5 protein-coding genes are annotated in these 7,806 nt (G+C 61.5%); 4 read left to right on the forward strand and 1 reads right to left on the reverse strand.

Annotated features, from left to right (window positions below; all coding sequences use genetic code 11):
• Nucleotides 1–265 precede the first annotated feature (265 nt).
• From LAN64_20085 to LAN64_20100, 4 genes are all read left to right on the forward strand, one after another.
• Nucleotides 266–760: a DUF2721 domain-containing protein gene (locus LAN64_20085; protein MBZ5570126.1), complete on the forward strand. Its 495-nt coding sequence runs from the start codon at nt 266–268 to the stop codon at nt 758–760.
• 231 nt (nt 761–991) lie between these two features.
• A complete protein-coding gene (locus LAN64_20090) occupies nt 992–1,723 on the forward strand; it encodes a hypothetical protein (protein ID MBZ5570127.1) in 732 nt (243 codons plus the stop codon).
• 353 nt (nt 1,724–2,076) lie between these two features.
• Nucleotides 2,077–3,270: an acetate/propionate family kinase gene (locus tag LAN64_20095; GenBank protein MBZ5570128.1), complete on the forward strand. Its 1,194-nt coding sequence runs from the start codon at nt 2,077–2,079 to the stop codon at nt 3,268–3,270.
• An 87-nt stretch (nt 3,271–3,357) separates the two neighbouring features.
• The gene (locus LAN64_20100; protein MBZ5570129.1) at nt 3,358–3,627 is read left to right on the forward strand and encodes a UBP-type zinc finger domain-containing protein; all 270 of its coding nucleotides are present in this window, start codon (nt 3,358–3,360) and stop codon (nt 3,625–3,627) included.
• A gap of 120 nt (nt 3,628–3,747) precedes the next feature.
• On the opposite strand, the gene LAN64_20105 is transcribed toward LAN64_20100, so the two are convergent.
• On the reverse strand, nt 3,748–7,473 hold the full coding sequence (locus LAN64_20105; protein ID MBZ5570130.1) for a metallophosphoesterase: 3,726 nt from the start codon (nt 7,471–7,473) through the stop codon (nt 3,748–3,750).
• Nucleotides 7,474–7,806 lie beyond the last annotated feature (333 nt).

Here is a 7,806-nt window from a genome sequence, read left to right on the forward strand (position 1 = left end):
CAGATACTCCCGGCAGGCCTGCTCGCTGCTGAACCGCGCTTCCAGTTCCGCCAGCGTCCTGGGATAATCCTCCACGACCTGCAGCATGGCCCAGCACACTACCTGTTGGGGTCACCTGAGTCAAGTGGATACCCCTCTTGTGCAAATCTAACTAAAGAACCAGAACTGCGGTTTTCGTCTGATATTGGCTCTTGGCCATCTACCAGCGACTTCTTAAGAAGCGTGGCGATTTAATTGTGTCGCCTTCCCCGTTCGCGGAATCGGTTTGAGGGTGCAATATCCGTCGGTGGCCAACAATCCGTTCGCGGTGCTGACTGCCGTGGTTGCGCCGGCAATCCTGACCAACGCGTCGTCGGTGCTGGCGCTGGGAACGAGCAACCGCCTGGCGCGCGTAGTGGACCGAACTCGCGCCGTCGCCGCGCAACTCGCCTCTCTGGAGAGCGGGTCGGCTCACCACCAAGGTTGGACATTGCAGTTCGACGGCCTGCGCGTACGCGCGCAATTGCTGGTCAAGGCGCTACGAAACTTCTATGCCGCCCTGGGCCTGTTTGCCGCTTCGGCGCTGGTGTCGGTCGGAGGCTCCATCGCCGCCTACTACGGACGCAGACTCCTGTTCGAGGCCGCCGCCGCCCTCGCCATTCTGACCGGCGCCGCCGCGGTTGCGGGGCTGTCCTGGGGATGTTCCCTTATGGTTCGCGAAACGCGTCTCGCGATTCAAAACTTGGCGGAAGAAGCCCAAATGACTAGCACGCACCAGTAAGGCCGTTGACGCCGAACTTGTCTCTTAGGCGCAGCCCCTTCCTTGGGTGCGAACCGCGACGCACGAAACCTGACCACACTTAAATTCAGTCCAGTCTTGGAGTAGGCCAAACCGCGTACAAGCACCGCAACAAAGTCCCGGCACTTGTGTTTCCAACATTAGCCACTTGGTCAAGAGTAGTTTCCCCTGCGGGCCGGCAATTCCGCGCCCCACACTGGACGGAGGTTGAACATGACATCCCGAATAATGAAGTTGGCCCTAGCAGTGTCGGTATTTTTCTTGATGACGGGCGCCGGCTTCGCGCAAGATCCCGGGCGGGGACAGCGTGATCGCGATGGCCGGCACGATCAGGGCAAGGCACAGGCACACAATGACCGAGGAGGGCGGCACGGGCGTGCGGAGCAGGAACGTGGGCGCGACTGGCATCCTGGTAACAATGACCACTCCTACGGCTGGCAGGGCCGGCGCGATAACGATCACGACCGCGATGACCGCTACCGTGGCAACAACCGCGTGTACCGCTATCCCAATGGGACATACAGCCAAGGCCCGTACAGTGGGTACCGCTATCCCAATGGGACGTACGGCCAAGGCCCGTACAGTGGGTACCGCTATCCCAATGGGACGTACGGCCAAGGCCCGTACAGTGGGTACTACGGCGGGTACGGCTATCCCAATGGGACGTACCGCCAGGGCCCGTACGGCGGTTACGGCAACTACGGCGGTAACAACGCCCAGAGCGTCGCTTACAACAACGGCTTCCGGGAAGGGGTCGGATACGGGCAGTCGGACCGCAACAACGGCCACAGCTACCGGCCGAGCTACAGCAGCACCTACCAGAACGGGCACAACGGATACAACTCTTCGTACGGCAGCCAAATGGCGTACAAGCGGGCATACCAGGACGGCTTCCGCGCCGGTTATGATCGCGGCTACAACAGCGGAGGCGGCCGAAGGTACTAGTGGCAAGTCCCGTGTCGCGCGTGAGTAAGAATCGCGGGCTAAACGGCCCGCGATTCTTTTGCCTGCGTGCCGCAGATCATCGCTGGCAACCATTCCCACCGTTCAACCGACTTCGGTCGCGATGGCCTCCGTCATCCGGCGTTAGCATTATCCACTACAACTATCCGTCTGTTGAGCATGCCCGCCTCAGCAAGTGTCAGGTCAACGGGCACTCGGGTTCAACAAGCCGTTCGACACGCCGATGGAGACCTTGGCGCAAAGGTCACCACGGCATTACATTCTTCACGCGAATTACAGGTCGCCGTAAGCGAAACTGGCTTCGTTGGAATTGCAGAATGACGAAGGAGTCATCCATGAAACTGGCTAACCCACGCATACTGACGATCAATGGCGGCTCGTCGAGTATCAAGTTCGCGCTGTTCGAGGCCGGTGACTCGCTGCAACGGATTCTGGAGGGCGCGATCGAGCGGATAGGACTGCCGCAGGCGACCTTGCGAGCGAAAGGCTTGAAACAGGCGGACAACTACTCGCGGCCGGTGACGGCGCCGGATCACACCGCGGCGGTGGGCGTTCTGATGAATTGGATCGAGGAACGCAGCGGGCCTGATGCATTGACCGCGGTGGGGCATCGCGTGGTGCATGGCGGACCGAAGTATAGCCAGCCGCAGCGAATCACTGCGGAAATAGTTGAGGAGCTGCGCTGGCTCAGTCCATTCGATCCTGAGCATCTGCCGGAGGAGATCCTGTTGACCGAAGCGTTTCATCGCCGATTTCCCGATCTGCCGCAAGTGGCGTGTTTTGACACGGCCTTTCACCATGACCTGCCGCGCGTAGCTCGATTGTTGCCGATCCCGCGCCGCTACGAAGCGCGGGGGGTGCGCCGGTACGGGTTTCACGGGTTGTCGTATGCGTTTCTCATGGAAGAACTGGCCCGCCTGGCCGGATCGGCAGCGGCACAAGGCCGGGTCATCCTCGCCCACCTCGGCAATGGCGCGAGCCTGGCGGCGGTGCGTGAAGGCAAATCCGTGGACACGAGCATGAGTTTTACCCCGACCGCCGGGGTGCCGATGAGTACCCGTTCCGGCGACCTCGATCCTGGGCTGATTTGGTATCTGGGAAACTCCGAGAGCCTGGATGCGAAGCGACTCAACGAGATGGTCAATTTCCAGTCTGGCCTCCTCGGCGTGTCGGAGACCAGTTCCGATATGCGCGATTTGCTGGAGCGCGAAACCCAGGACGTGCGTGCCGCGGAAGCGGTCGCGCTGTTTTGCTACCAGGTCAAGAAATGGATCGGCGCATTTGCCGCCGCGCTCGGCGGACTCGACGCGCTGGTGTTCGCTGGTGGCATCGGAGAGAACGCGCCCACGGTCCGCGCCCGAATTTGCGACGGGCTGGGATTCCTTGGAATCGAACTGGAAGAAAAGCAGAACGCGGCCAATGCGGGCGTGATTTCTGCGGCGGCCGGCCGGGTCGTGGTCCGCGTCATACGTACGGATGAAGAGCGCATGATCGCCAAGACGGTTTGCCGCGTCCTCGGTCTAGGCTGAAAAGAGGAAATCCGGAGTCGCTGGGTTGATAGAATCATCACGCGGCACGAAAGCAATTCAGGCTTGAGAACTGAGAGAGGTGACGCCATGTCCTGCAAGCACACCGACCAGATCAAGATCACCGCCACCGACAAGCACGTCTGCGAGGATTGCGTGAAGACCGGCGACACCTGGGTTCACCTGCGCCTCTGCCTCTCCTGCGGACACGTCGGCTGCTGCGACTCCTCGAAGAACAAGCACGCGACTAAACACTTCAAGTCTTCGCACCACCCGCTGATCCGCTCCATCGAACCGGGCGAATCCTGGCTGTGGTGCTACGTGGACCAGATGTCACCGGGAGAACTGGACGCGGCCTAGGAATTTACTGGTGACGAGAGGCCTGTGGCACACGCTGCCTTCGCGTGTGCTGTGGAGGCATCGGGCTCGAATGAAAAGGCGGGCTCTCAGCCCGCCTTTCTCATCGGTAATCTGTTCCGCTCACTGTGGCAGCGGCACCGTCCACGTGTCCCACAAGAATGTCGGTGTAGTCGAGGAAGTCCAGTAGTAGATCGAGAAGGTCACTCCCGTCGGCGTGATCTGCGTAATCACGTAACTTCCCATTTCGTTGTACACGCTTCCGTCGTCGATCTGCCAGACGCGCCCCGGGACCTGCAGCGGCTGCCACGCCGCAGGATCGCCGTACGGTCTGGCCGGGTCGTTGGCGGTATCCGGGAAGTCGCGCCGGTAGACGACGACCTCGTTGCCGTCGATCAACTCCCGCGAGGCCACGTGATCGTGGCCGCGGAAGATTGCCGTGACGTTGTGCTGCGACAGCACTGACGCCAGCTCGACAGTGTGGAAGGCGCTGTTGTGTTCGCTCCAGACCACCGGTATCTCCGGGCCCAGGTACGGCGGCGCCATCAGACCGACGTGGCTGAAGACGAACGTGAGCGGCTGCGTGTTGAGCGTCAGGTCTTCCTCCAGCCAATCGAGCTGCGAATTTGCCGGGTTGGAGGTTGCCGCTCCGTTCACGTCCCACACCCCGGCATTCGTATCCATGCTCGCGTCGTTGAACTCGTAGTCGTTGAGGAACACGAAGTGCGCGCCCTTGTAATCGAAAGAGTACGTCGTGCCGGGATCAACCGTGAACAGCGCGCCGGTGGATTTGAGCGTTTGCAGCGGGCCGCGCCGGAAATTGGTCAGGCCCGGCAGTTGCTTCGCGATCGCCGAGCTGGCGGCGTCCGTCGTCCAGTTCGTCGCCCAGTTCGCCGCCCACCAATCCATTTGCGCCTGGACCTCAATATCGTGGTTGCCGGGGACCGGGAACCACGGATACACCGTTGCGCCGCAATTGACGCGCGAGTTCAAGCCCGTGTCGATGTCGCCACGGACGCGCTGGAATGGATCCGTGTCTCCGTTGGTGGCCAGGAGCCGGACATTCGGATCGTAGCTGCGCATCTCACTGAAGATGCGAGTCAGCCCATAATCCAGGCCCGAATAGTTGTCCGAGTAGGAAACGAAGGTGAAGCTGTTATCGGTGCACGCCGCCGCTGCAGGCGTCGGGTTGGTGACGACTACGGCGAGCGGAACGCCGATGCTGCCGCCCGCGCCGGTGGCGGTCATCGTATAGGTGGTACTGATCGTCGGCGTCACCCCGAGCGAGCCCGCGCGCTCGACGGCGCCGATCGCATGATCGATGCTCACCGCGGTCGCATCCATGGTCGACCAGGTCAGGGTTGCCGTCTCGCCGGGCGCGATCCGTGCCGGAGTGGCGGTGAATGTCACCGTCGGCGGCACCAGGCCCACGTCGGTCGCGTATGAGGCGTCAATCAGTTCCGCCCCGATGATGTAGCCGTTCCGGCCGCCGGATGGATAGGTGAAGGAAACGATCATGTCCGAAGGGGCGCCCCGCAGCGCGTTAGCGGTCTCAATCCCGCCGGAGACCCAGTACGTGTCGTTGGTCGTCGCGTCAAATGTGTACCCGGAGCCGGCCGTAAACGAGGGCGTTTCTTCGCCGTCGATTCCCCCGCAGCCGATCGGCAGGGAGTTGCTGTGGCCGCTGGAGGGCAGCGTGACCGACGAGCTGGTGCTGTTGGGTGATACCTTCGACACTACGTTTGTGATACCAGCCAGCGGATGAGCGGGATTGGAAGCCGTGCGCCGGTACGACTGCACCACCATCGCCCCATCGGCGGCATTGCCGGCAGACGACAGGCGCGCCGTGATCGGCTGGTTTGTCAGCGCGCTGGCGGTATAGCCGGCCCATAGCTCCAGTGCGCCGTTGGCTGCCATGAGCGCCGGGCCGCCGACGCGTTTCCACCCGAGGTTCGGCGAGAGCCCGGTGACCGTCGAGTTGGGTGTCTTGCTATTCATCATCACGCAAGCAACTACCAACGAATCCTCGAACGTGTTGACGGTAGCCTTCACCGCGGTGCCCAGCCTTTGCCACCCTTTGGCGGCGTTTCCTTTCACGATGGTGGCTGGCACTACGGTTACGGTCGCCTTCCCGGTCGCCGTCCCCCCGTCACCGGTCGCGGTGAGCGTATAAGTCGTCGTCACCGTCGGCGATACCGTCTTGCTTCCGGAACTGTCCACCGCGCCAATTCCGTTATCGATGCTGACTGAGGTCGCATAGGTCACCGACCAGCTCAGCGTCGAGAAGCCTCCCGCCAGAATCGAAGTCGGATTGGCGCCGAAGGAAACAGTGGGCACGAGGATCGATACGGTCGCCGTGGCGGTCTTGGTTCCGCCGGGGCCGGTCGCGGTTAAGGTGTAGGTCGTGGTCACCGTCGGCGAAACCGACACGCTCCCGGAACTTGCCACCGTGCCAATCCCGTTATCAATGCTAACTGAGGTCGCATTCGTCACCGACCAACTCAGCGTCGAGGACTCTCCTGGTGCGATCGAAGTTGGCTGTGCGCTGAAGGAAACGGTTGGCGCCGCGATTGCTACGGTCGCCGTGGCAGTCTTGGTTCCGCCGGGGCCGGTGGCGGTTAGCGTGTACGTCGTGGTCACCGTCGGGGAAACCAACAGGCTCCCGGAACTTGCCACCGCACCAATTCCGTTATCAATGCTGACTGAGGTCGCGTTCGCCACCGACCAACTCAGCGTCGAGGACTCTCCGGGTGCGATTGAGGTTGGCTGGGCGCTGAAGGAAACGGTTGGAACGACGACTGCGACTGTCACCGTCACCTTGGCAGTCTTGGTTCCGCCTGGGCCGGTGGCGGTTAGCGTGTAGGTCGTGGTCACCGCCGGAGACACCGACAGGCTCCCGGAACTCGCCACCGCGCCAATTCCATTATCGATGCTGACCGAGGTCGCGTTCGTCACCGACCAACTCAGCGTCGAGGAGCCCCCCAGGGCAATCGAAGCTGGCTGTGCGCTGAAGGAAACGGTTGGAACAACGACTGCGACTTTCACCGTCACCTTGGCAGTCTTGGTTCCGCCTGGGCCGGTCGCGGTTAGCGTGTAAGTCGTGGTCACCGTCGGGGACACCGACACGCTCCCGGAGCTTGCGACCGTGCCAATCCCGTTATCGATGCTGACCGAGGTCGCGTTCGTCACCGACCAGCTCAGCGTCGAGGAGCTTCCTGGCGCAATCGAAGCTGGCTGGGCGCTGAAGGAAACGGTTGGAGCGGCGATTGTTACGGTCGCCTTGGCAGTCTTGGTTCCGCCGGGGCCGGTCGCGGTTAGCGTGTAAGCCGTAGTCACCGCCGGGGACACCGACACGCTCCCGGAACTTGCCACCGCGCCAATCCCGTTATCAATGCTGACCGAGGTCGCGTTGGTCACCGACCAACTCAGCGTCGAGGAGCCTCCCAGCGCGATCGTAGTTGGTTTTGCGCTGAAGGAAGCGGTTGGCGCAGCGATTGCTACGGTCGCCTTGGCAGTCTTCGTTCCGCCGGGGCCGGTCGCGGTTAGAGTGTAGGTCGTGGTCACCGTCGGGGACACCGACACGCTCCCGGAACTTGCCACCGTGCCAATCCCGTGATCAATGCTGACCGACGTCGCGTTCCACACCAACCAGCTCAGCTTCGAGGAGCTTCCCAGCGCGATCGAGGTTGGCTTTGCGCTGAAGGAAAGAATTATTGGAGCGATCGCGGCGAACCCAGACGATGGCAGCAGCATTGTTCCGGCGATCAGCAGAAAGAGAAATCTCCGGATGAGAGCTGTGAGCGGGAGCGAACGATTAAGGTGAGACCCCAGGGCCGCTTGATGCAACATGGCGCGCCTCCGGACTTGAAGTAAGATCAATTGTGAGAGGGGAAGGTGAAGCCAATTATGAAAGGGGGGCGGGTTCTGTCAATGTGAAAGTACGCCAAATCGCAATTGCCGTGGTTTGCTTTTGTACCAAATTGAAACTGGCAAAGAAGAGCGACCAAAAAGGAACCCCGTTTGGCGCATAATTCGCACCCAGACAAAGAAAGGCGGGGCTCGGCCCGCCTTCTAGACCATTTTCAAAGATAGTGTAGACTACAGATGGCGATTCTCTGCTCATCGGCATGGCGGGAGCATATTCCAACGATTTGCGACGGAAGTTTTTGCAGGCCTATGAGA

This window comes from Terriglobia bacterium, from assembly GCA_020073185.1.
Lineage (GTDB): Bacteria > Acidobacteriota > Terriglobia > Terriglobales > Acidobacteriaceae > JAIQGF01.